This is a genomic window from Mediterraneibacter massiliensis (assembly GCF_001487105.1).
GTDB lineage: Bacteria > Bacillota > Clostridia > Lachnospirales > Lachnospiraceae > Mediterraneibacter > Mediterraneibacter massiliensis.
In genome coordinates, this window is sequence record NZ_LN913001.1 from 226,072 (window position 1) to 251,397 (window position 25,326).

The 25,326-nt window shown below is 43.4% G+C and carries 20 protein-coding genes, 1 tRNA gene, 1 pseudogene and 1 other annotated feature; of the genes and pseudogenes, 19 read left to right on the forward strand and 3 right to left on the reverse strand.

The annotated features are described in order from the left end of the window. Window positions 1-3: 3 nt before the first annotated feature. Both nuoF and BN3282_RS05335 read left to right on the forward strand, forming a co-directional pair. Window positions 4-1,890 (forward strand): NADH-quinone oxidoreductase subunit NuoF, encoded by a 1,887-nt coding sequence (nuoF, locus tag BN3282_RS05330; protein ID WP_059067240.1) that lies wholly within the window; start codon window positions 4-6, stop codon window positions 1,888-1,890. Window positions 1,891-1,902: 12 nt separating this feature from the next. Beyond that, window positions 1,903-3,594: a [FeFe] hydrogenase, group A gene (locus BN3282_RS05335; protein ID WP_059067242.1), complete on the forward strand. Its 1,692-nt coding sequence runs from the start codon at window positions 1,903-1,905 to the stop codon at window positions 3,592-3,594. 27 nt (window positions 3,595-3,621) lie between these two features. Here the strand turns inward: BN3282_RS05335 and BN3282_RS05340 are convergent, their stop codons facing one another. Next, window positions 3,622-4,890 (reverse strand): M18 family aminopeptidase, encoded by a 1,269-nt coding sequence (locus BN3282_RS05340; protein WP_059067244.1) that lies wholly within the window; start codon window positions 4,888-4,890, stop codon window positions 3,622-3,624. A 77-nt stretch (window positions 4,891-4,967) separates the two neighbouring features. Then, the gene (locus tag BN3282_RS05345; protein ID WP_059067247.1) at window positions 4,968-6,293 is read right to left on the reverse strand and encodes an MATE family efflux transporter; all 1,326 of its coding nucleotides are present in this window, start codon (window positions 6,291-6,293) and stop codon (window positions 4,968-4,970) included. 245 nt (window positions 6,294-6,538) lie between these two features. On the opposite strand from BN3282_RS05345, the gene BN3282_RS05350 reads away from it, so the two are divergent. The 3 genes from BN3282_RS05350 (at window position 6,539) to BN3282_RS05360 (ending at window position 9,456) form a co-directional block, all read left to right on the forward strand. Further along, window positions 6,539-7,213, forward strand: coding sequence for a response regulator transcription factor (locus BN3282_RS05350; protein WP_059067249.1), 675 nt, complete (start codon window positions 6,539-6,541; stop codon window positions 7,211-7,213). Further along, window positions 7,210-8,577 carry a sensor histidine kinase gene (locus tag BN3282_RS05355; RefSeq protein WP_059067251.1) on the forward strand — a complete coding sequence of 456 codons (1,368 nt, stop codon included), beginning with the start codon at window positions 7,210-7,212 and terminating at the stop codon, window positions 8,575-8,577. The genes BN3282_RS05350 and BN3282_RS05355 overlap by 4 nt, the downstream gene beginning before the upstream one ends. A gap of 219 nt (window positions 8,578-8,796) precedes the next feature. Next, window positions 8,797-9,456: a PepSY domain-containing protein gene (locus BN3282_RS05360; protein WP_059070293.1), complete on the forward strand. Its 660-nt coding sequence runs from the start codon at window positions 8,797-8,799 to the stop codon at window positions 9,454-9,456. 229 nt (window positions 9,457-9,685) lie between these two features. Here the strand turns inward: BN3282_RS05360 and BN3282_RS05365 are convergent, their stop codons facing one another. After that, window positions 9,686-11,422, reverse strand: coding sequence for an IS1634 family transposase (locus BN3282_RS05365; protein ID WP_059067253.1), 1,737 nt, complete (start codon window positions 11,420-11,422; stop codon window positions 9,686-9,688). Window positions 11,423-11,760: 338 nt separating this feature from the next. Here BN3282_RS05365 and BN3282_RS05370 point away from each other — a divergent pair. From BN3282_RS05370 to BN3282_RS05425, 14 genes and pseudogenes are all read left to right on the forward strand, one after another. Further along, window positions 11,761-11,832: transfer RNA gene (locus BN3282_RS05370), tRNA-Cys, on the forward strand. 413 nt (window positions 11,833-12,245) lie between these two features. Next, window positions 12,246-13,019 carry a glucosaminidase domain-containing protein gene (locus tag BN3282_RS05375; RefSeq protein WP_059067254.1) on the forward strand — a complete coding sequence of 258 codons (774 nt, stop codon included), beginning with the start codon at window positions 12,246-12,248 and terminating at the stop codon, window positions 13,017-13,019. A 116-nt stretch (window positions 13,020-13,135) separates the two neighbouring features. Beyond that, window positions 13,136-13,417, forward strand: a binding site (T-box leader). Window positions 13,418-13,492: 75 nt separating this feature from the next. Further along, a complete protein-coding gene (locus BN3282_RS05380) occupies window positions 13,493-16,141 on the forward strand; it encodes a valine--tRNA ligase (protein WP_059067256.1) in 2,649 nt (882 codons plus the stop codon). 16 nt (window positions 16,142-16,157) lie between these two features. Then, complete coding sequence (locus BN3282_RS05385) at window positions 16,158-18,368, forward strand: LTA synthase family protein (RefSeq protein ID WP_059067258.1); 2,211 nt, start codon at window positions 16,158-16,160, stop codon at window positions 18,366-18,368. 5 nt (window positions 18,369-18,373) lie between these two features. Further along, a complete protein-coding gene (locus BN3282_RS05390) occupies window positions 18,374-19,651 on the forward strand; it encodes a bifunctional folylpolyglutamate synthase/dihydrofolate synthase (RefSeq protein ID WP_059067260.1) in 1,278 nt (425 codons plus the stop codon). Between the two features lie 4 nt (window positions 19,652-19,655). Further along, a complete protein-coding gene (locus BN3282_RS15405; protein ID WP_267303972.1) occupies window positions 19,656-19,790 on the forward strand; it encodes a hypothetical protein in 135 nt (44 codons plus the stop codon). Between the two features lie 22 nt (window positions 19,791-19,812). Next, window positions 19,813-21,165: a tetratricopeptide repeat protein gene (locus BN3282_RS05395; RefSeq protein ID WP_059067262.1), complete on the forward strand. Its 1,353-nt coding sequence runs from the start codon at window positions 19,813-19,815 to the stop codon at window positions 21,163-21,165. A gap of 86 nt (window positions 21,166-21,251) precedes the next feature. Beyond that, window positions 21,252-21,566 (forward strand): STAS domain-containing protein, encoded by a 315-nt coding sequence (locus tag BN3282_RS05400; RefSeq protein ID WP_059067264.1) that lies wholly within the window; start codon window positions 21,252-21,254, stop codon window positions 21,564-21,566. Beyond that, on the forward strand, window positions 21,563-22,018 hold the full coding sequence (gene spoIIAB / locus BN3282_RS05405; protein ID WP_059067266.1) for an anti-sigma F factor: 456 nt from the start codon (window positions 21,563-21,565) through the stop codon (window positions 22,016-22,018). The genes BN3282_RS05400 and spoIIAB overlap by 4 nt, the downstream gene beginning before the upstream one ends. Next, on the forward strand, window positions 21,997-22,716 hold the full coding sequence (sigF, locus tag BN3282_RS05410; RefSeq protein ID WP_059067268.1) for an RNA polymerase sporulation sigma factor SigF: 720 nt from the start codon (window positions 21,997-21,999) through the stop codon (window positions 22,714-22,716). The genes spoIIAB and sigF overlap by 22 nt, the downstream gene beginning before the upstream one ends. A 150-nt stretch (window positions 22,717-22,866) precedes the next feature. Beyond that, window positions 22,867-23,025 carry a hypothetical protein gene (locus BN3282_RS14995; RefSeq protein WP_162858218.1) on the forward strand — a complete coding sequence of 53 codons (159 nt, stop codon included), beginning with the start codon at window positions 22,867-22,869 and terminating at the stop codon, window positions 23,023-23,025. Continuing rightward, complete coding sequence (locus BN3282_RS05415; protein WP_059067270.1) at window positions 23,015-23,677, forward strand: stage V sporulation protein AA; 663 nt, start codon at window positions 23,015-23,017, stop codon at window positions 23,675-23,677. Before BN3282_RS14995 ends, BN3282_RS05415 begins: the two co-directional genes overlap by 11 nt. Then, complete coding sequence (locus BN3282_RS05420; RefSeq protein WP_059067271.1) at window positions 23,637-24,053, forward strand: stage V sporulation protein AB; 417 nt, start codon at window positions 23,637-23,639, stop codon at window positions 24,051-24,053. Before BN3282_RS05415 ends, BN3282_RS05420 begins: the two co-directional genes overlap by 41 nt. Window positions 24,054-24,363: 310 nt before the next feature. Further along, a pseudogene (locus BN3282_RS05425) lies at window positions 24,364-25,305 on the forward strand (BMP family ABC transporter substrate-binding protein); the annotation flags it as partial. Between the last annotated feature and the right edge of the window lie 21 nt (window positions 25,306-25,326).

Consider the following 25,326-nt stretch of genomic DNA (forward strand, 5'->3'; position numbering starts at 1 on the left):
CGTATGGAAAGAATAGAAAACAGAGAAATACTGGAGCAGATACGCCAGACTTCAAAGGCACAGATGGAAAACAGTAAGTGTAGAATCCTGATCTGCGCGGGGACAGGATGTTTAGCTGGAGGTTCCGGCAAAATTTATGAAAGAATGTGTGAATTAGTGAAGGATAATCCAGATGTAGAAGTACATTTTGGACCGGAAATCGCGCATGGTGACGGCGAGATTGCTGTAAAAAAAAGCGGATGCCATGGTTTTTGTGAGATGGGACCGCTTATGAGGATCGAGCCTCAGGGGATCCTGTATACAAAAGTGCAGCTGGAAGACTGTGAGGAGATCTTCCACAGGACGATCGAAAGAGGGGATCCTATACGTCATCTTTTGTTTAAACAGGACGGGATCGAATATAAACGGCAGGAAGATATCCCTTTTTATAAGAAACAGACAAGAAACGTATTGAAAAACTGCGGACATATCGATGCAGAGCATATTCAGGAATATCTTTCTACAGGCGGCTATAAGGCTTTGGAAAAAGCGTTGTTTGAGATGACACCGGAGGAAGTAATACAGGAAATTTCAGATTCCAGTCTCCGGGGACGGGGAGGCGGTGGCTTTCCGACCGGATATAAATGGTCTCAGGTGGCAAGGCAAAAAGAAAAGACACGCTATGTTGTCTGCAACGGAGATGAAGGAGATCCGGGCGCTTTTATGGACAGAAGCATCATGGAAGGCGATCCGCATAAAATGATCGAAGGCATGATGATCGGCGCTTACGCGGTTGGGGCAAAGGAAGGGTATATCTATGTACGCGCGGAGTATCCTCTTGCGATCAGCCGTCTGAAGCTTGCGATCAGCCAGGCGGAGGAGTGTGGTTTACTAGGAGACAATATTCTGGGGACCGATTTTAGTTTTCGTCTACATATCAATCGTGGGGCAGGAGCTTTTGTCTGTGGGGAAGGAAGCGCCTTGACGGCTTCTATTGAAGGAAATCGAGGAATGCCTCGTGTAAAGCCGCCTCGGACGGTAGAACAAGGGCTATTTGGCAAACCGACGGTTCTGAACAATGTGGAAACCTTTGCGAATGTACCGATGATCATATTAGAAGGGGCAGATTGGTTTAAACGTATAGGACCGGAGAATAGTCCGGGAACAAAGGCATTTGCCTTGACAGGAAGCGTAAAACATACGGGATTGATCGAAGTGCCTATGGGAACAACACTGCGGGAAGTTATTTATGATATAGGCGGTGGAATAAAAGGGGACGGAGAATTTAAGGCAGTACAGATCGGCGGTCCCTCCGGCGGCTGTCTGATCACACCGCATCTGGATGTGCATCTGGATTTTGATTCTCTGAAAAAAATGGGGGCTATGATCGGTTCTGGCGGACTTGTTGTCATGGATGATCATACATGTATGGTAGAAGTAGCGCGATTCTTTATGAATTTTACACAGAACGAAAGCTGCGGCAAATGTGTGCCGTGCCGGGAAGGTACAAAGCGTATGCTGGAGATATTGGAAAGGATCGTAGCAGGAAACGGAAAAGTCGAAGATCTAGATCTTTTAGAAGAATTGGCGACAACGATCACGGATACAGCTTTATGCGGCCTTGGAAAGAGCGCGGCGCTTCCGGTTATGAGCACATTAAAATTGTTCCGTGAGGAATACATGGAGCATGTGGTGGAGAAAAAATGTGTTTCTCATACCTGTACGGCGATGCGCAGATTTATCATCAGTCCTGAACGCTGCAAAGGATGCTCCAAGTGTGCCAGAAACTGTCCTGTGGGCGCTATCAGCGGCAGGATAAAAGAACCATATGTAATCGATAACGAGAAATGTATTAAATGTGGCGCATGCGAGAGTGCGTGTGCGTTTGGCGCAATACATATTGAAGGCTAGGAGGACACGGACATGAGTTATATGATGATCAATAATAGAAGAGTAGAATTTACGAATGAAAAAAATGTTCTCTCCGTTATCCGGAAATCAGGCATCGACCTTCCGACTTTTTGCTATCATTCAGAACTTTCTACGTATGGCGCTTGCCGTATGTGTGTGGTGGAGGATGACAGAGGGAAAATATTCGCGTCCTGTTCAGAAACGCCGCGGGATGGAATGGTGATCTATACGAATACACCGAGGCTGCAGCATCATAGAAAAATGATCATTGAGCTGCTGCTTGCCTCTCACTGCCGGGATTGTACGACTTGTGCGAAAAACGGAGTCTGTACTTTGCAGAAGCTGTCCAGACAGTTGGGGATCATGGATGTACGGTTTGAAAATAATAAAAAACAGCTTCCCAAAGATACGTCCTCGGCATGTGTCATCCGTGATCCGAATAAATGTATTTTATGCGGAGACTGTGTGAGGACCTGTGAAGAAATCCAGGGACTGGGAATTTTAGATTTTGCATTTCGTGGTTCTAAGATGCAGGTAACACCAGCGTTTAATAAGAATCTGTCTGAGACGGACTGTGTAGGCTGCGGCCAGTGTCGTGCGGTCTGTCCGACGGGAGCGATCAGTATCAAACAAGATGTAGAACCGGTGTGGAAGATACTGGCAGATAAAAATATACGTGTCGTGGCACAGATCGCGCCGGCAGTGCGTGTGGCAGTCGGAGATAAATTTGGAATCAAAAAAGGTGAAAATACATTGGGGCGTCTTGTTGCCGCTCTGCGCAGGATCGGATTTGACGAGGTGTATGACACGAATTTTGGCGCCGATCTGACGGTCATGGAGGAATCGAAGGAATTAGTAGAACGCCTGGAATCCGGCGATAATCTGCCGTTGTTTACCTCTTGCTGTCCTGCATGGGTAAAATTCTGCGAGAAGAAATATCCTGAATTTAGGAAAAATATTTCTTCCTGCCGTTCTCCGCAGGAGATGTTCGGCGCTTTGCTCAAGGAAGAAGCCAAGATGAAAGCAGAGCAGGATCCAAGAAAGACCATGGTGGTATCCATCATGCCTTGTACAGCGAAAAAAGCAGAGATCACCAGACCGGAACACTTTACAGACGGTGTACAGAATGTAGATTATGTACTGACGACTACGGAAATTACGAGAATGATACAGGCAGCAGGGATCGATCTCGCACAGGTGAAACCAGAGGCATTGGATATGCCGTTCGGGCTTGCGTCCGGCGCAGGCGCGATCTTTGGAGTGACCGGCGGTGTGACAGAAGCTGTGTTAAGACGTCTGGTGAACAGCAACCGTGCGGAAGACTTAGAAGCAATCAGCTTTACCGGAGTCCGCGGGGCGGAGGGTATCAAAGAAGCGACAGTGCAGTTGGGCGGCAGAGAGGTGCATATAGCGGTCGTGAATGGCCTGCAGTGTGCTTCAGAAGTTCTGGATAAGATGAAAGCCGGTGAAGTGCAGTATGACTTTGTAGAAGTCATGGCATGCAAGAGAGGCTGTATCGCTGGAGGCGGACAGCCCGTGCCGATCGGACCGAGGACGAAGAAGGCGAGAATGGAAGGCATGTATAAGATCGACAGTACGGCGCAGATCAAATTGTCTAATGAAAATCCGATCGTAGCAACCGTGTATGAAGGAATTTTGAAAGGGAAAGAACACAAATTGCTGCATAACGAGATGCAGCAATAGAAGCAAAAATATGGAAGTATATACAGCCTAGTGAAAGAATACCGCTGCCGCTTTGATCAGGTAAGCGGTATCTTTTATACCGGATGTTTCGTACGGGGAATGCATGGCAAGCTGCGGCAGTCCGATGTCCACGGTATTTAACGCTACCTGGGTATTGGAAATATTGCCCAGTGTGGAACCTCCTGCCATGTCGGAACGGTTGACAAAAGTCTGTACAGGAACGTCGGCTTCCCGGCAGATATCTTTAAACATGGCAGAGGAGATTCCGTCTGTACAGTATTTTTGGTTCGCATTATATTTGATGACAATGCCTTCATTTAAATAAGGGCGGTTTGTCGGGTCTGCCTTATCCATATGATTTGGATGCACGGCATGTGCATTGTCAGCGGAGATCATAAAACTCTTAGCAAGCTGTATAAGGTAGTCTTCCCGGGTAAACCCAAGAGAACTATTGATCCGGGTTAGGGTGTCATAGAGAAAGGTAGAAGCCGCGCCTTGTTTCGTCTGACTTCCTACTTCCTCGTTGTCCAGTACACAGTGGACAGCGAGGGAGTTTTCTTTTTTCCCCTGTAGAAATCCTTTAAGAGAAGCAAAGGCGCACTGCAGATCGTCTAAGCGTCCGGCAGAGATAAATTCATTGTCTGCGCCCCAGATCGTTCCTTCCTGTCGATTATATAAGAAAAGGTCGTGTCCCAAGATTTCAGCTGGGGTGACACCGGCGGCATCGGCGATCTGTTGAAAAAACGTGCCTTTTGCAGTGACTGTGCCATAGAGAGGGAGGAGATCTTTTTGTATATTATATTTGTAGCCGTCATTGGCCGTACGGTCCATGTGAATGGCAAGGTTAGGAATCAGGACCAGGTCTCTGTCTATATTGACGAGGCGGGAGAGAAATACGCCGTTTTTTTTGACGACCACTCTGCCTGCCACAGAAAGTGGACGGTCAAACCAGGGAGCACAGAGCATGCCCCCATAGCGTTCTACATTTAATTTTACATATCTGTCTTCTGTGAGAATCTCTGGATTTTCCTTTATTTTAAAAGAAGGAGAATCACTGTGGCTTGTCATGATGCGATAGCCGTCTATTTCTCTTTCTGGAATGGAAAAGGCGATCAGGGAAGATTCATTTCTTGTGACGAGATAGCGTCCGCCCTTTTTCAAATCCCATTTTTGTGTCTCTTTTAATTCTTGGTATCCTTCCTGAAAGAGCATTTCCTTCATTGTAAAAACAGCATGAAAACTGGTAGGGCTTTTAGATAAAAATTTAAGAAGTTCTTCGGCAGTCTTCTGATACATGTTGCTGACCTCCTGATTCAGATATTTTGATGAGATATACACTTATCTTAGGCTTGCCTCCCAATCGCTGTCAAGCCCTATGGAAGTGTAAGTATATCTTTTCTGTACAACCGGATCCCTACAAGCATGGTCAGGAATTCCGCTGCCGGAAAAGCGATCCAGATGCCATTGCTTCCACATATAAGCGGGAGCAGATAAACAAAGGCGACGACTAGGATACATCCTCGCAGCAGGCACAGGGCAAGAGAATGTGCAGCCTTTGCCACAGACTGGAAATAACAGATAAAGACCATATTGACACCTAAAAAGAGAAAACCGATGAAATAGATCCGTATGGCAGGCGCCGCCAGGGCAAGGATTTCTTCTGTGGGGCTTAAGAAAATATAGGTAAACAGATTGGGAGCGAGAAGCCCGGGAAGGAGAGGCAGCATACAGACGAGCAGGGAAGTCCATATGGAGAGAGACTGGATCTTTAAGATCCGGTCGGTAAGCCCTGCTCCGTGATTGCTGGACAGAATCGGCTGTGCCGCCTGCTCTACGCCTTTATACAGACAGGTGACGACGATGGCTGTGTTACTGATAATCCCATATACACTGACGCCTGTATTTCCCAGATAATGCAGGAGCTGCCAGTTGAAAATAAAGATGGTAAAACCGGAGGCAATCTCGATGACAAAACTGGTGAAACCATTGGCGAGCACTTTTCCAAGAAAAACAAGAGAAAAAGCCCGCGGTGTAAATTTCAGTTGATTTTTTCTTGAGAAAAAATGGGTGCACAGTATGAGTACAGTCAGAGAAGATCCGATGACTGTGGCAAGAGCTGCGCCCTTCATTCCCATGTCAAGCGGAAAGACAAAGAGATAGTCTAAAAGTATATTGGTGATCCCGCCGGAGATGACTGCGTTCATGGCGAGTTTTGGAGCGCCGTCGTTGCGCACAAATGTCTGCAGGAAGGAAGAAAAAAAGAATACCCCCATTCCCCATATAATATAAGGGATGTAGTCCATGATATAGGGAAACGTCTCTTCTGTAGCGCCAAGCAGCCAGGCGATGTCTTCCATAAAAATAGAACAGAAGACCAGGGAGAGGATCCACAGGATAAATGTAAAGAGCAAAGCAGTGCTAAAAAAGGCGTCTCCTTCTTCTTTTTTGCCTTTCCCACGGGAAATAGACATCAGAACAGAACCGCCCACACCGCAGAGCAATCCCATGCCGAAGAAAATATTGTAAACTGGGAGCGCGATATTCAAAGCGGCAAGTCCGACCGCTCCCAGTCGTTGTCCTATGATAATCGTGTCTGCCAGCACATAGATAGAGGTTACCATGGTTCCGCAGATGGATGGGAACAAATAATAGAGAAATACCTGACGTACCGGTTTTGTAATAAATTCATTTGTATGCATACAGCAAATCCTCCTGCCTGGAATGTCTGATCTAGGTGTGACCGTTTCTGACGGTAAAGATTTATATTTGTTTTGTCAAAAAGTAACGATACTAAGAATACCATAGAAAAATTCTTATCTCAAGTATATTTTTTCATCTTATTTTAATCTAAAGAGGCTAGAATAAGCGTGTTGAAACTGGTGTGCGAAGGCATACTTGTCAGGTAAAGAGAAACTAGAGTATACTGGAAAAAGAGGTGATACAGATGCGGATATTGATAGCAGAGGATGAGAGAGATTTAAACCAGCTCCTGGCTTCCCGTTTAAAAGAAGAGCATTACAGCGTAGATGCTTGTTTTGATGGGGAGGAAGCGCTGGATTATATTGCGGGGGCGGAATATGACGCGCTTATACTGGATATTATGATGCCAAAGAAAGACGGCCTGTCTGTCTTGAAGCAATTGCGAAAGAAAAATAAAAGTGTGCCGGTACTTTTGCTTACCGCAAAGGATAGTATAGAAGATAGGGTGAAAGGTCTGGATGCCGGAGCCAATGACTATTTGGTGAAACCGTTTGCGTTTGAAGAACTACTGGCCAGGATCCGTGTACTGCTGCGCAGACCGGAAAAGTCAGAAGGCTCCTGCTACAGAGTCGGAGGATTGGAAGTACATGTCGATACCCACCAGGTTCTAAGAGACGGAAAGGAAATCCCTTTATCGGGCAAAGAGTTTTCCTTGTTAAGATATATGATTCAGAATAAAGGGATTGTCCTGTCCAGAGAAAAGTTAGAACAGCATCTTTGGAATTATGATTATGCAGGCAGTTCCAATGTGATAGACGTATATATCCGGTATCTGCGCAAAAAGATAGATGAAGGATTTGAAAAAAAGCTGATCCACACGGTGCACGGCGCGGGTTATACATTGAAGGAGAAAGAATGAAGAGACTGTCATTGAAAGTAAAACTGACCATTGTATATACATTTTTCACCATTCTGGTGACCTGTACTGCTTTAGGAATCTTGATTTCCATAAGCAGCAGAGAGGTCCTTACTTCTGCGCAGAATCAGTTAGAGAGACGGGTACAGGAAAGCGTGGAAGATATTGAATTGGAAGATGGAATACTGGAAGCAGATTCGGATCTTTATTCGGCAGAAAATGGAATCTATCTTTCCGTATATAAAAGGGACGGTTATTTCTTGTTTGGTAAAATTCCGTATGGTTTTGATGGGCAGCCCGAATTTTCTGACGGAGAAGTGCGTAAAATACGACAAAAAGATAAGGAATGGTATGTATATGACTTGTCTTACCGTCTGGAAGAAGAAACAGAAATTATGATCAGAGGTGTCACTTCGGTCAGTGACGCGGAAGAAAGCTTTCGTATCACAATGCGGCTTGCCTTTATCATCTTACCGGTTCTGGTCATAGTGGAAGCATTCATAGGGTATCGATTTACAAGGCGGACGCTGCTTCCGGTCAAGAAGATTACAGAAACCGTACAGGGAATACAGGCGGATGCGGATTTGTCCAGAAGAGTAGAATTGACGGAAGAACAGACTTGCTGCAGAGATGAGATTTATTCTTTGGCATATACGTTTGACCAGATGCTTGGACAGTTGGAGGAGGTATTCCAAAGAGAAAAGCAGTTCACGTCTGATGTCTCTCATGAGCTGCGTACTCCTGTCAGCGTCATTCTGGCACAATGTGAGACCTGTCTGGCAGATGAAGAAATGTCCGGGAAACAGAGAGAACAGATACAGCTGATAGAGAGAAAAGCACGCCAGATGGCAGGAATGATCTCGAATCTTCTCTTGTTGTCTCGTATAGATGAAGGCAGACAAACGATTCAGAAAGAAAGGATCAATATCAGTGAACTCACGGAGATGACAGTAGAAGAACAGCAGATGCTGGCACAGGAAAAAGGGAAAGATATAACCTTTTATACGGATATTGCTCCGCATATCTATATGGAAGCAGATGAAAGTTTCTACATTCGCCTGCTGGTGAATTTACTTTCAAATGCGGTGTATTACAGCAAAGAAAAGGGATGGGTAAAAGTATCTTTGAAAGAGAGAGGTGGAGAGATCATCGGAACTGTAGAGGATAACGGGATCGGAATAGCTGCGGAAGCTCTGCCTCATATATGGGAACGGTTCTACCGGGCGGATGTATCCCGGACAGACAGCAGCCATTCTGGTCTGGGTCTGTCTATGGTAAAGTGGATCGTGCAGGCACACGGCGGACGAATAGAAGTCAAGAGTGAAAAGGATAAAGGAAGCAGCTTCATCTTTTGTTTTCCTGCTTGAATCAGAAAGCTTTCTTTTGCCTGTGATGCCTTTATAGATATTTTTATAAGATAATTAGAAATGTTTTTTGGTCTTAGCTATAAAAAATTTAATAAAGATAGAGTAAAAGCAAAAAATATTGTAAATATAGCAGTGCAATTTAATCTTTTTTTAATCTTTCCGGGGTATACTGCTATCAAGATAAAGAAAAAGCAGAAAAAAGAAAAGGAGAAATGCAATATGATAAAAAAATATATGGCAGCAGCTATGGTTTCGATAACAATTTTAGGAATGCTTACAGGATGTGGCTTGGGAGGCGGCAGAGATATTGGAAAAGAAGAGGCGCTGGATGTTGCGTTGGCAGATGCCGGCGTCAAGGAGGAAGATACGACCAGATTAAGAGTATCAACAGACAGAGATGACGGAAGAAAAATATATGAGATACAGTTTGATGTAAATGGAAAGGAATACGATTATGAGATCGATGCAAGAGATGGGGACATTGTGAGCGTGGATACGGAAACGATACAAACGATACCGTATAATAAAGAAGGTGGTTCAGCCGAAGGAACGTCAGACCAGGCGGGAAGCGAAGGTCAGTCTGGACAGACAGATAATGCCGGTGGATCTGGAGAGAACGGAAATGCAGGAAACGGCGGCAATGCAGGGCAGGCATCCGGCAGTTATTCTGCCAATGTGGATATAAGCCAGGAACAGGCAATCCAGATTGCTTTAGAACGTGTGTCTGGAGCAACAGAAGCAGATGTTCGGATTGAACTGGATTATGACGATGGAAAGTACAAATACGAAGGAGATATTATCCACGAGCAAAGAGAGTATGAATTCGAGATTGATGCAAATACGGGGACGATCTTAGAGTGGAGTGAAGAAAGACGATAGAGAAGTAGGGAAGTGGTTCAGTTATGTACAAAGAAGACACATGACCGAACCACTTTTTATGATAGAAAAAATTATAGAAAACAAAGTCAGAAATTTGACGAAAAGCAAAAATTGCGGTATAATCCCATCTTTGACAGTTAAAAAATGAAAAAGCGGCTACAAACCCAGTAAACATGTGGGTGTAGCCGTTTCCTTGTTTGCATCGATATGTGCTATTTTTCTGTTTATACTATTTTTTCGCTTTTGTTTCTTTTATAATTGTCCTCATTGTAGATTTACGCATGAATTCGTAATCCGTACGGAATCCAAAAGAGTTATGTAGATTGTCTGTTAACTTTGTCCGTTTATAAGATGGAATGTAACCAATGTCTTTGGATAAAAGTGTAACATTCATATTTCTTAATGTCTCTAAAATCTGATTACAGGTAAACTGTTCGCCAAGTTTCTTTTCTAATAATCGATAAACCAATAAGCTGATGAAACAAGTCAGGAAATGTGCTTTGATACGATCCTCACGTCTGACAAACACAGGCCTTGCCTCGAATTCTGACTTCATGATTCTGAAGTTTTCTTCTATTTCCCATCGTTGTTTGTTGATATGAATGATTTCCCTGACATCTCCCTCGAGATTTGTAATAACTGCATAAAAACCATCATACATAGATTCTTCTAGGATCTTAGATTCATCTAATTGATAAATATTTTTTTGAGCTATTTCGCCATCGTCTGTAATCGCTGTTTTTTGGATGAAACGAGTCGGATCATTTGGCCCCTTTCCTTTTCTGTTTTTATCAGAAGACAGTATCCTTTTTTTTGCTCGATCGATCTGAGCATTACGAATCTTACTTTGATAAGCTTTATATTTAGGAGAATAGGTAATAATGACTGTTTCATCCATATCGCCTGTTACAAGGGGATATTCTTTATAATAAATAGTGTTGTATACCTCTGGATCTGATTCATCAAGCGTCCGCAGGTCGATTAGTTTGTTGGAACCCGGAACCTTAAATTGAGTTGGCAGGAGTGCGAAATCACGTTCTTCTTTTTTCATTTTTTTCAAAGAATAAGTGATTACATAAGAACGGTTACCAAAACTGTTCAGAAAACGATTCTTTTTTCCGGCTAAACCAGCATCTGAACAAAAGATAAATTCACTGCAATTAAAATCTTTGATTACTTTCTGTTCGATTGGTTTTAGTGTAAGCTGCTCGTTTTGATTTCCAGGAAATATATCAAATGCCAAAGGAATACCATCTGCATCCATAAAAAGCCCCATGGTTACGATTGGATTTGGACGATGCTCTTTACTTTTTCCGTATTTTTTCATGCCATCTTCCGCTTCAATTTCGAAATAATAGTTCGTGCAATCATAATATAAAATCTTAGAATTACGTGGATGGACAAAGTTAGAATTCTTGTACAATTCCTCCTGAATAAAGTCAGACTCCTCAGCAAGAACGGATAAAGCACGATAAAGATCCTGGAGGGAATACTTTGGAGGTTCTAATAAAGAATGACAGTACTTATAACTGCTGAGTTTACTGGAAGGAGCCAGTATTCTTGCATAAATCAAATCTGTGAGGATTGCGTGGAAATCATAGGCAAACTTATGGTGATTACGTATGTTTCTGCAAATGTTATGCATTCTTAGTTCGCTGCATATCTTCTGTAAAAATAAATATCCGATATTAAATACGCGTTCTTCATCGAGAGGAATGCGAGCAAGTGGCGATAAGGATAGAGAGACTTTTTCTTTTTGTTGATTATAAGCAAGAGTTTCTTTTTCGGCTTCCTTTTTTGCCCAGTCCATTAAATCTTGTTCATTGCCTGAAAAGTGTTCTAAAAGAGCATTATATTTTCCCAGTTTTTTATAAATACGAGAAGAGGTTTTTCCGTTATCTTTTCGATAAGATTGTTTGATATAAACATCTTGATTTCCTTTATTTCCGGTAATAGAAACGTACATCTGATAATTCCTCCAACCCTTTTTCTTTATTATACCACAAATAGTACAAAATAGCACGTATAAAATCATAAAATTTGACAAAAAAATAAGCCTTAAATGGCTTAAATAAAGGGTTTCTAAGGAAAGTTATAAAAATGATGTGTCAAACTCCCGTGAAGAAAGACGATAGAGAAGTAGGGAAGTGGTTCAGTTATGTACAAAGAAGACACATGACCGAACCACTTTTTATGATAGAAAAAATTATAGAAAACAAAGTCAGAAATTTGACGAAAAGCAAAAATTGCGGTATAATTTAAAAGCTGTATGAATAGTATATGCAGTATAAACAATCTATTCAAGGCGCAGTAGCCAAGCGGTAAGGCGTGGGTCTGCAACACCCTGATTCACCGGTTCAAATCCGGTCTGCGCCTCTTTTGTTGCAGTAAAGTAAGAGTATCTCTTTAGATGTGCATCTATAGAAAGAGTTTTATGTTTTTCTTAAACACAGTCTGATAATCTGTTCTGTACAGATTATGCTGTTTTATCCAGTTGCCGGATTATTTTTATTAGCACAGGCGTCAGATGACGCTGTCTGTATCTTCCTCCATACCCACGGAAAGAAATAAATACTTCTGTTTGGAATTCAGTAGCAGCGCGAAGTGGATTTTTTTAAACAGAAACATAAACTTAAGCGGCCAGGCAGGCGAGGTTTGCCAGATAAGGTATATTTCTTTCTTGCATGGCTGGATTGTCTTTGGAATATAGTATATAATAAAAAACTCTGAGATGATTTGAAAAGTAACGGCAGCAGTGAGTTTGTATACCGGTGGGGTGTAAGAGATATATGGACGAAAAGAATAGGGAAAAACTGAAATTCTGGCTGGAAGCAGGACTTGCCTTGCTGTTGGTCCTGACACTTGGTCTGGCAGGAGCGCGCGGAGTTTTTACAAAGGATGCGCAAGGAAAGTCCGCTAGTATTGAAGCAAAAGAAGAGAACGGACAGGGAGCAGAAGACGAAGAAGGAGCGGGAAAAGAGCAGAAAGAGAAGAAGGAGACAGCCGAAGAGGTGATCGCAGACGGGCAATATCCGATCATGGGAGAGAGTACGGTCACGGTAAAGCAGATGGTGTCCTTTTTTGAGCAGTCAGGCGAAGAATATCCGGCAGAGGCGCTTGGCAAAGGGGGAGCACAAAGTATAGAAGCTTTTTGTCAGATGTATTATGAGGAAGCTTCTGCAGAAGGCGTGCGTCCGGAGGTGGCATTTGTACAGACCATGAAGGAGACAGGATGGCTTCAGTATGGAGGAGACGCTTCTATAGAACAGTTTAATTTTGCGGGGATCGGGACAACGGGGGGCGGTGTGCCGGGGAACTCCTATCCGGATGTAAGGACAGGAATACGCGCTCAGATACAGCATTTGAAAGCGTACGCTACGGCAGACGCACTGGCACAGGCATGTGTAGACGATCGGTATGAATATGTAAAGAAGGGCTCGGCGCCTTATGTGGAATGGCTTGGGCAGAAAGAAAATCCGGAAGGAGCAGGATGGGCAACCGGAGAAAATTACGGGTATGATATTGTAGATATGATCAATAAAATGAAAAATATGGAAAACTGATTTTGGGGAAATTTTAAAGATTCGAAATTCTAAAGATTATCTAAAAATCTTGACAAATCAGCCCCGGAAAGATATGATAGGCATTAGTTAATTATTATTTAACAATTTGTTAAAATATAAAGGTATTGAGGAAGAGGAGTACGGTATTACTTCCAGACAGAGAGAACTGCCCGGAGGCTGGAAGGCAGTTTTGGAAAAAAGGATAGCGGAAAGTAGCTTCTGAACTGGATTTCTGAAAAGAACTATGCAGCAACATGAAAATCTATATAGCAGTATAACATATAGAAGAAACAGTAGGAAATCACGTGACAGTCTGCGTTACAGGACTAAGAGAGTATGGATGTACAAAGGAGATTCATATGAATTAAGGTGGTACCGCGGAACTTTTCGCCCTTTACGATATGTAAAGGGCTTTTCTTATTTTTAAATGTGAAATTTATGTGAAGGAATGAGAGGATCATAAGGAGGAAGTCATGAGCAGAGAATTGGCAAAAACTTATAACCCAAAAGAGATTGAGGAAAAGCTGTATGAAAGATGGTGTGAGAATAAATACTTTCATGCAGAGGCAGACAGGAGCAGAAAACCGTTTACAACTGTAATGCCGCCCCCGAATATTACAGGTAAACTTCATATGGGGCATGCGTTGGACAACACACTGCAGGACATTTTGATCAGATACAAAAGGATGGAAGGGTATAATGCACTCTGGATACCGGGAACAGACCATGCGGCAATCTCTACAGAAGTAAAGGTGACGAACCAGTTAAAAGAAGAAGGGATCGATAAGAAAGAACTAGGCAGGGAAGGTTTTTTAGAGAGGACCTGGCAGTGGAAAGAAGAATATGCGGGGACGATCGAGAATCAGCTGAAGAAGCTGGGAATCTCCTGCGATTGGGACAGAGAACGTTTTACAATGGACGAAGGCTGCTCTAAGGCGGTAGAAGAGGTATTTATCAGTCTGTATGAAAAAGGATATATTTATAAAGGCTCCAGAATTATTAACTGGTGTCCGAAATGCAAGACTTCTCTTTCGGATGCAGAAGTAGAGCATGAGGAGCAGGAAGGCCACTTCTGGCATATTAAATATCCGATCGTAGGGACAGAACGTTTCCTGGAGATCGCTACCACCCGACCGGAAACGATGCTAGGTGATACAGCGATCGCGGTACACCCGGATGACGAGAGATATAAAGATATAGTAGGAAAGAAAGTTCTGCTGCCGCTTGTAAATAAAGAGATACCGATCGTGGCAGACTACTATGTAGATAAAGAGTTCGGAACAGGAGCTGTGAAGATCACACCGGCTCATGACCCGAATGATTTTGAAGTCGGCAAGCGCCACGGTCTGGAAGAGATCAACATTATGAATGATGACGCCACGATCAATGAAAAGGGCGGGAAATATGCCGGCATGGAACGTTATGAAGCGCGAAAAGCGATTGTAAAGGATCTAAAAGAGCAGGGGTATCTTGTAAAGATCGAACCTCATTCTCATAATGTAGGGACACATGACCGCTGTGGCACAACCGTGGAACCACTTATCAAACAGCAGTGGTTTGTAAAGATGGACGAATTGGCAAAACCTGCGATAGACGCATTGAAGAACGGGGAGTTGAAATTTGTTCCGGAACGTTTTGACAAAATCTATCTGCATTGGTTGGAAAATATCAAAGATTGGTGTATTTCCAGACAAATCTGGTGGGGACACAGAATCCCGGCATATTATTGTGATGACTGCGGAGAATTTGTAGTGGCAAGAGAAATGCCGGAGAAATGTCCGCATTGTGGATGTACACACTTTACACAGGATGAAGACACGCTGGATACATGGTTTTCTTCCGCGTTATGGCCGTTTTCTACTCTTGGCTGGCCGGATAAAACAGAGGATCTGGATTATTTCTATCCGACAGATGTGCTGGTGACTGGTTATGACATTATCTTTTTCTGGGTGATCCGTATGGTATTTTCAGGGTATGCTCATACTGGAAAATCTCCGTTCCACACGGTACTGATCCATGGACTTGTCAGAGATTCCCAGGGGAGAAAGATGAGTAAATCCCTTGGCAATGGAATCGATCCGCTGGAAATCATCGATCAATACGGCGCTGACGCACTGCGTCTGACATTGGTTACGGGGAATGCGCCCGGAAACGATATGCGTTTCTATACAGAGAGAGTAGAGGCGAGCAGAAACTTTGCGAATAAAGTATGGAATGCATCTCGGTTTATCTTGATGAATATAGAAAATGAAAATCTGAAAAAACCAGAGGAGTCTGCTCTTACGCTGGCAGATAAATGGATATTGTCCTCTGTCAATACCCTGGCAAAAGACGTGACAGAGAATATGGATAAATTTGAGTTGGGGATCGCAGTACAGAAAGTCTATGATTTCATCTGGGATGAATTCTGCGACTGGTATATCGAGATGGCGAAGTTCCGCATCTATCATAAAGAAGAAGATCCGGAAGCTGCGAACGCGGCACTTTGGACACTGAAGACGGTCCTGGGACAGGCGCTGAAGATGCTGCATCCGTTCATGCCGTTTGTGACAGAGGAGATCTATGAGGCACTCGTGCCGGAAGAAGAATCTCTGATGATGTCTTCTTGGCCGGTTTATACAGAGGAGAGAGTTTACAGAGAAGCAGAGCGTGTTGTCGGGCATATGAAGGAGATCGTGCGGGGGATCAGAAATATCCGCGCGGAGATGAACGTAGAGAACAGCAGAAAGACAAAAGTATATATTGTCACAGAAGATGCGAAGCTGCAAGAAGGCTTTGGATCCCTTACAGATGCGGTAAAACCGCTTATGAACGCAGCGGAGATATTTATAGCAGGAGAAAAACCGGCTCTTTCTGACGATGCCGTTTCGGTCGTTGTGCCGGACGCAGTCACGTATTTACCATTGGAAGATCTGGTGGACTTTGAGCAGGAGAGAGAACGTCTGGAAAAAGAAGAAGAAAAGCTGAAAAAAGAAATTAAAAGAGCCCAAGGCATGCTTTCAAATGAAAAATTTGTAAACAAGGCGCCTCAGGCGAAGGTAGAAGAAGAGCGTAAGAAACTGGAAAAATACACACAGATGCTTACCCAGGTACAGGAGAGAATGGCAGGATTAAAGAAGTAGAGAAAAGAGGTCATACATGAAACGCATTCAAATCAAGAAGCCGGATGTGAAAGGATTTTTTGAAAAAATCAAAAGTCTGAAAAAAGAAGATATAAAAAGGCACTGGAAAGAACGCAGAGAACGGCGGCAGAAAATACTGGAGGAACGCAGAAACGGTAAATTCGCAAAGAAAATGCAGCCGGTTTATAAAATGATGGATAGATTTTCCCTGCCGCTCCACTATGTGCTGGCATGTATTTTGAACTTTTTTATCGAAGTTATATCCAGGCACTCGTTTTTTGAGGCGTGGGAATACTTCACGGGTTCACCGAAGGTATTCTTTTTCAATGCGTTTCTGATATTTGCTACCTTTTCTATTGTATATCTGGTCAGAAGGCGTCTGTTTGCCCGGATACTTTTAAGTGTATTCTGGCTGTTTCTGGGGACCTGCAATGGATATTTGCTTTTAAAAAGAGTGACGCCGTTTAATGCACAGGATCTTAAAGTACTGTCCGACGCACTGTCATTGACGGGAAATTATTTTAATACATTTGAGCTGATTCTTTTGATCGTGGGGATTGGGGCGGTCGTGCTCTGGATTATTTCCATGTGGAGGAGAGGCGGCCAGTATACGGGGAAGATGCATCGTCTATTAGCTCTAGTAGGCGTTGTATTTTGGCTTGGCGCCTATGTGCTTCTGACGAATCTCGCGATCGACAAAAGAGTGGTTTCTAATTATTTTGGCAATATTGCTTTTGCCTATGAGGATTATGGATTTCCTTATTGCTTCACGGCAAGTATTTTTAACACGGGTATTTCAAAACCCTCCGGTTATAGTGAAGAAAACATGCAAAAGATCAGTGAGCATGGAGAGATTACAAAGAGTGAGACTGGCAGAAGTGAGGAACAACTGCCGAATATTTTGTTTGTGCAGCTGGAATCTTTCTTTGATCCCACAGAAGTAGAGTGGCTGCAGTTTTCAGAAGATCCTATCCCCAATTTAAGAAAAATGTTTAGTGAATATTCCAGCGGATATTTTAAAGCGCCGTCGGTGGGAGCTGGAACAGCAAATACAGAATTTGAAGTACTCACAGGAATGAGCATGCGTTTCTTTGGACCGGGAGAATATCCATATAAGACGTACGCAAAGACAAAGACATTGGAGAGTGCTGCCACGGCTCTGACAGATCTCGGATATGGGGCGGAGGCGCTGCATAATAACGGCGGTAATTTCTACAGTCGCGCGCAGGTGTTCAACCATATGGGATTTGATCATTTTACGAGCAAGGAATTTATGAATATACTGCAGACGACTCCAAACGGATGGGCGACAGACGATATTCTTGTGCCCAATATCATGGAGTCCATGGATACGACAGAGGGGCAGGATTTTGTCTTTACGATCAGTGTGCAGGGACATGGAGAATATCCGACAGAGAAAAAGATCGAGGATCCGGAGATCGTCGTCAGCGGTGTGGAAGATGAAGGCGAACGCAATGCTTGGGAGTACTATGTAAATATGGTGTATGAGATGGATGCGTTTGCGGGCGAACTCATTCAGGCAATAGAAGAACGAGATGAGCCTACTGTAGTGGTCTTCTATGGAGATCATCTGCCGACTATGGGACTGGAGGCAAAAGATTTAAAAGGCAAATATCTGTACAATACAAATTATGTCATTTGGGATAACATCGGGCTGGAGAAGCAAGACATGAATCTGGCGGCATATCAGATCATGGCAGAGGTGTTCGAACGTCTGGATATCCATTCCGGCACTGTGTTTAATTACCATCAGGAGAGACGACAGACGAAAAATTATTTGGCAGATCTGGAACTTTTGCAGTATGACTTGCTTTACGGAGAACAATATGTATATGAAGACAGCGGCTGTCCGATCACAGAAGGGCATATGGTAATGGGCGTCAAAGATGCGTCGATCACAGAGATCGTGGAGCAGCTGGACGGAACGTACAGTATATATGGAGAGAACTTTACAAAACAAAGTAAGATTTATATCAATGATGAAAAGCAAGACGGTATTTTCCTGAATAATACAAGAATTGACCTAAAAGACTCTGAACTAGAAGCTGGTGATATTATCAAAGTAGATCAAGTCGGCTCCAGCAATACGATTTTCAGGGAATCGGCAGAATATAAATATCAGGATGGAAAACTTACAGAACTTCCGAAAGCAGAGGATGCTGTAGAGACAGGAAGAAATGCGTTTGTAGATAAGGAAACGGAATAGATACAATGACATATGAGGAAGCAATAGGGTATATTTTAGACATACCGAAATTTACAAAGAAAAATACACTGCTGCATACAGAACAATTTCTTGCGGAACTGGGTGACCCACAGGAAAAGATGAAAGTGATCCATGTGGCTGGGACAAACGGAAAAGGATCTGTATGTGCTTATGTAAACGCTATGCTTCTAAGCGAGGGAAAAACAGTGGGTCTGTTCACCTCTCCACATCTTATAAAGATGAACGAGAGGATCGTGATAAACGGCTGCGAAATAACAGATGAGGAATTTGCGGCAGTTTTTGAAGAAGTATTAAGAACGGTCAGACAGATGGAAGAAAAAGGGGCGCCCCATCCGACATTTTTCGAATTTTTGTTTGGAATGGCGGCTCTTGCCTTTGCCAAAGCAGGCGTCGAGTATGCGGTCACAGAGACAGGGCTTGGAGGCAGACTAGATGCGACGAATGTAGTAAAACATCCAGTTTTGACAGTGCTTACTTCTATTGGCATGGATCATATGGAATATCTGGGGAATACATTGGGACAGATTGCGGCGGAAAAGGCGGGGATCATAAAACCAGGTGTTCCGGTCTTTTTTGCGGAAGGAAAGACAGAAAGCAATATAGTTATTGAAAAACATGCGAAAAAAATGGGCTGTCCATGTAAAAAAATAGGGAAAAGTGCGTACGAAATTCTTGCAATTACAGGGAAATATATTGCTTTTTCCTGTTCAAATGCGTATTATGGAAATACCACATGGAATCTTGGAAATATCGGGATTTATCAGGTGGAGAATGCTATGCTTGCGTTGGAGGCTATGCGCTTTTTGTTTGGCGCCGAAGGGCATCCTGACAGGTGGAGGAAGGCACTTGCCGCGCTGCGCCGTGCAGGCAGGATGGAGGAAATCTTTCCGGACTTTTATATTGATGGGGCACATAACACAAGCGCAGTAGAAGGTTTCGCGGCAAGTGTGCCCAAAACAGAGAAGAAGATCATTTTGTTTTCTGCCGTACAGGAGAAAGCGTATGAAGAAATGATACATATCCTCTGCGCAGAAGTGCCGTCTGATTTCTATATGGTAACAGCGATCAATAACACACGGGCAGTCCGTCCGGAGGTACTAAGGGATATTTTTAGGAAATATACGGACAGGCCGGTCATTATGAAGGAGACGATCGAGGAAGCGATTTCTTATTTAAGAGTACACCGCAAAGGACATACCGTCTATTGTCTGGGCTCACTTTATCTGGCCGGTGAGATAAAAGCGTTGATGCAGGAGGTCTAAGTGTATGTTGGATTATGAAGAAGAACTAAAGAAATTCAAGCCAAGTCTGGAAGTCGAAGATATTGAAGGGGCTGTCTACCAGGAGGATCTGTCGGACATGACGGACCTTTTAAGAGAAGTGATGGATCAGACGAAGTAAAGAAAGATTATGGTGAGTATAAATGGATTATACGAAGAAGATCATATATCAGTCGAATTACTGGTATAATGACGGTCTCAAGAAAGCACAGATACGGGATATGTCCGGCGCTGTTGTTTCTCTGCGCAGAAGTCTGCAGTATAACAGGGGGAATATCGCGGCACGCAATCTTTTAGGTCTTGTGTATTATGGAAGGGGAGAAGTAGCAGAAGGGCTGGTAGAGTGGATTATCAGCAAGAATTTAAAGCCCCATGATAATATAGCCAATTATTTTATCAATAAGGTACAAAATTCGGCCAGCAGGCTGGAGACGATCAACCAGGCGGTGAAAAAATATAATCAGTGTCTGGCATATTGCGCGCAAAACGGAGAGGATCTGGCAGTGATCCAGCTTAAAAAGGTGATCCTTGATCATCCTTCTTTTTTAAAGGCGTATCAGTTGCTTGCGCTGCTTTATCTGCATACAGAGCAGTATGCGAAGGCGAGGCAGATACTGAAAACAGCACGGAAGCTGGATACAACGAACGAGATGACACTGCGGTACATCCATGAGCTGATGACAGTGAAAGGCAAAAAGAGCAGAAAAAAAGAAAAAAGCAAAAAAGGAGAAGCAGTCGAGTATCATCTGGGAAATGAAACGATCATACAGCCCAAAAATTCAGCCGTCAGGGAATTGGCAGGACATTTTACGGTTATGAACATATTAGTAGGAGCGGCGATCGGAGCAGCGATCGTGTGGTTTTTGGTCGCACCTGCAGTAAATCAATCGAAAACTGCTGCGCATAATAAGGAGATACTGGAATACAGTGAGAAGATCCATTCGCTGGAATCTCAGGCGAGCGCGCTGCAGAAAACATTAGACAATTATAGGATCTCCGGAGAAAATGCAGAAAAGGACGTCCAGACAGCTGAACAGACAAAGGAAAGCTATGAAAATCTGCTGGCAGCATCTTCACAGTATGATTCCGGCAGTTATTCAGAGGATGTGATCGCAGATACGCTGATCAATGTGAACAGGGATGTTTTAGGAGAAGGCGCCCAGGCGAGGTTCGATGAAATGACGGGAAATATATATCCGACAGCGTGCGATATCAAATACAGCGCGGGAAATGAATCTCTGGAAGTCGCTAATTACGAGAATGCGGTCACACAGTTGAGTGCAGTCGTAAAAATGAATGAATCCTATGATGACGGGGGAGCGCTTTTGAATCTGGGGCTTGCTTATATGGGAAACGGCGATAATGACAATGCGATCATCTATCTGAAGCGTCTGATCGAATTGTTCCCGGATACAGAGAAAGCGGCGCAGGCGCAGACGAATCTGGATACGATTTCCAGTCAGCAGGCGTCTGAAAACCAAAATACAGAAGAATAGATACATGTAACAAAAGTACGAAAGAGAAGGATGTGCAGCAAGGCATATCTTTCTTTTTTTATGCAGCTTATAGGAGGAGTAGGATTATGAAGTATCAAGTGCAGGAAAACTGCCTGACGATTTATCTGCCCAAGGAGGTAGATCACCACAATGCAGAGTCTATGAAAAAAGAAGCGGACAGAATTATAGAAAAGGATCATATTAAATATATCATTTTCGACTTTGCAGATACAGATTTTATGGATAGTTCGGGAATCGGCATCATCATGGGAAGATATAAAACGATCTGCCTGATCGGAGGAGAAATCTGGGCGGTGCATGCCAATAAAAGGATCCAGAAGATACTGACATTATCAGGGATGACAAAAATCATGCAGATATATGAGGAGGAAAAAATATGAAAAACACAAATGAAATGGAGATCATCTTTGACAGCCGTTCGTCAAATGAAGGGTTTGCCCGTGTGGCGGTGGCGTCTTTTATGACGCAGTTAAATCCTACCGTAGAGGAAGTCGCAGACGTAAAAACGGCTGTTTCAGAAGCTGTGACAAATGCAATCATCCATGGGTATGAGAATGAGATACATAAAATCTCTATCGTATGCAGGATAGAGGAAAAGCAGATTTGTATCACAGTGGAGGATAAAGGCAGGGGTATAGAAAACGTGGAAGAGGCTATGCAGCCTATGTATACGACAAAGTCGGAAGCCGAACGTTCCGGCATGGGATTTGCTTTTATGGAGGCTTTTATGGACAGTGTAGAAGTGGCTTCAGAAGTCGGGAAAGGAACAAGGGTGAAAATGAAAAAAACAATTGGAAAAGGAAGGGAGTCATGGATCACACAATCGCTCTGATCAAAAAATCTCACGATGGGGATAAGAACGCGAGAGAAAGGCTGGTAGAGGAAAATATCGGACTGGTCTGGTGTGTGGTGAAACGATTTTATGGCAGAGGTACGGAGACAGAAGATCTGTTTCAGATAGGCAGTATCGGACTTTTAAAGGCTATCGACAAGTTCGATCTGTCTTACGATGTAAAATTTTCTACCTATGCCGTGCCTATGATCTCGGGAGAAATTAAAAGATTCCTGAGAGATGATGGAATGATCAAAGTAAGCCGTTCTCTAAAGGAACTGTCCTATAAAAGCTTTCAGGTGAGAGAAGAATTGACAGTTCAGCTTGGAAGAGAGCCTACTTTGGAAGAACTTGCGGATAAAATGCAGGTGGAAAAAGAAGAGATCGTGCAGGCGATGGAAGCAGGCTGTGAGGTGGAATCCCTTTACCGAACGGTCTATCAGAAAGAAGGAAGTGAAATACGGCTTTTGGACAAGCTGGAAGAAAAGGAACAGAAAGAGGAAAAAATACTAGATACCATGCTTTTAAAACAGCTGCTAGAAACGCTTGAAAGTCAAGAGAGACAACTAATCTATCTGCGGTATTTCGCAGATAAGACCCAGGCGGAGGTTGGGAAAATATTGGGGATCTCACAAGTACAGGTGTCCAGAATGGAGAAAAAGATCATGGAACATTTGCGAAGATCGAGCAGACAGTAAAATAGAAAATATGTATGAAGAGAAACAAAAAATATATCCTGTACCACAAAAATGCGCTGCGAGGATGTATAATCCGGGACAGATATCAGATACTACCTGTAGATCCTGTATCAGATACAGGACGGGGAAAAGGAAAGGATAGGTGGCGAAATGGGACAGGGAAACAAAAAGGTTTGGTTATGTCTGCTTGCTGTTGTATTGACAGCGGTCGTGGTGGGAGCAGTCTATTATTATAACAGTGCAGAACGAAAGAACAGCAGTGAAGGAGTTCTGATCCGGGAGACGGAGGTGTGGGAGTATGTCGTCTGATCAGATTCTCTATATCAAAGGAGATAGAAATGTAGAGGTGAGCAAACAGGACGTCACATTAGGGGATATCCTTTCTTTTGAATGCAGCAACAAAACGTGGCTTCCAAAAGTGAAAGCTTTGCGGATTTTGAAGATCCGCAAACAGGGCAGACAGCGGTTTGTTATTTCTATATTAAAGATCATTGCCTGTATCCATGAAGCATATCCCGGACTGGAGATACAAAATTTAGGTGAGCAGGATATTATTGTGACCTATGAGGAGCAGAAAACACCGGCTTTTTTTTGGCATATCGCAAAGACAGCCATGGTAGTACTCATTACATTTAGCGGCGCCGCATTTTCCATCATGGCGTTTAATAATGATGTGAATGTATCAAAATTGTTTGGGCAGATCTACGAGCTGGCAACCGGAAAAACCACAGATGGATTTACGATTCTGGAAGTGTCATATTCCGTCGGGATCACGATAGGGATCCTGATATTTTTCAACCACATTGGCAGAAAACGTTTTATGGTAGATCCGACGCCGATGGAAATACAGATGCGTCTTTATGAAAATGACATACAGACGACCTTGATAGAAGATGCGTCCAGAAAGGAGGAAGAATTGGATGTGGGGCAGTCAGATCCTTTTGGCGGTCATCGGTCTTAGCGCAGGTATCGTGGTAGCCGGAGGGCTTTTTTCTTTTATCATAGAATTGGGAGTCGTCGCGGATTTTGCAGATCGTACGCACACGGCGGATAAAATACTTCTGTATGAGGACAGTGTTGCTTTTGGCGGGATACTTGGGAACCTGTTTTTGATTTTTCAGATAGAAATCCCGTATATGAAATGGCTGCTTCCGGTATTCGGGCTTATGGCCGGAATTTTTGTGGGATGTTGGGCGATGGCGCTGGCGGAAATATTGAATGTATTTCCGGTCTTTATACGGCGGGTGAAGATCGTAAGATACATCCCATTATTTATAGCAGGTATGGCGATTGGCAAAGGCCTGGGAGCTTGTCTGTTCTTTTCTATGAGATGGTAGATATTTTCCTTATATTGTACAGATACCTACGATCCTATGCTTTCTAGCTCTGTGCGAAAAGAAGAAAGGGACAGAACTGTCACAGTGAACTTGGAAAGAACTGTCACAGTGAACTTGGACTATTGACTTCTGGAATATTTGGGTGTACAATTTTAGGCGTAAACATAAGGCTATCCACAATGCAGTACAACATTCGGATAGCTGTTTTTTTTCTGTGGGAAGCCCTATGGAAAAGATTTATAAAGGAGGAAAAGAGCATATGAAAAAGAAAGTATTAAGTGCAGTCCTTAGTGCAGTCATGGTTATCGGCATGTTAGCAGGCTGCGGAGCACCGGCAGCAGAGTCAGGCGGTTCTGATGATGCTAAAAAAACAGAGAAATCAGAAGGGATCGCAAAGGAAGATATTAAAGTAGGATTTGTGCATATTTCTGATCCAAGTGATATGGGATATACGTATAATCACGATCTTGGTACACAGGAAATGCAGAAGGAATTAGGTCTTTCAGATGAGCAGATCGTAAATAAATACAATGTACCGGAAGGCGCAGAATGTGATACAGCTCTGCGCGAATTGGTTGACGCAGGATGCAACATTATTTTCGCAACAAGCTTTGGGTATGAGGATTATGTGAAAGAAGTCGCAGCAGAATATCCAGATATAGAGTTCTGCCACGCAACAGGCCTTCAGGCAAAAGAAGCAGGACTGGACAATTTCCACAATTATTTTGCGTCTATTTATGAAGGACGTTATCTGGCAGGAATCGCAGCAGGCATGAAGACAGAAAGCAATAAACTTGGCTATGTTGCTGCTTTCCCGTTTGCAGAGGTGATCAGCGGATATACAGCGTTCTATCTTGGAGCAAAAAGTGTAAATCCGGATGTGACAATGGATATCATGTATACGAACTCATGGAATGACCCAACTGTAGAATCTCAGGTGGCAAAAGCGTTGATCGAGCGCGGATGTGACGTTGTCTCACAGCATTCTGACTCTACGGCTCCGGCTACAACGGCAGAGGAAAACGGCGTATGGCAGGTTGGATATAACAATGATATGATCGAGGCAGCTCCGGATGCTTCTTTGATCTCTCCACGTATTGACTGGGGTATCTATGTAACAGAAGCAGTACAGGCAGTGATCGATGGAAAAGAAATTCCGTTAGACTGGTGTAAAGGATATAAAGACGGTGCTGTTTATCTTTCTCCGTTAAATGAGAAGATCGCGGCAGAAGGCACGCAGGAAGCAATCGATAAAGCGGCTGCTGCTATTGAA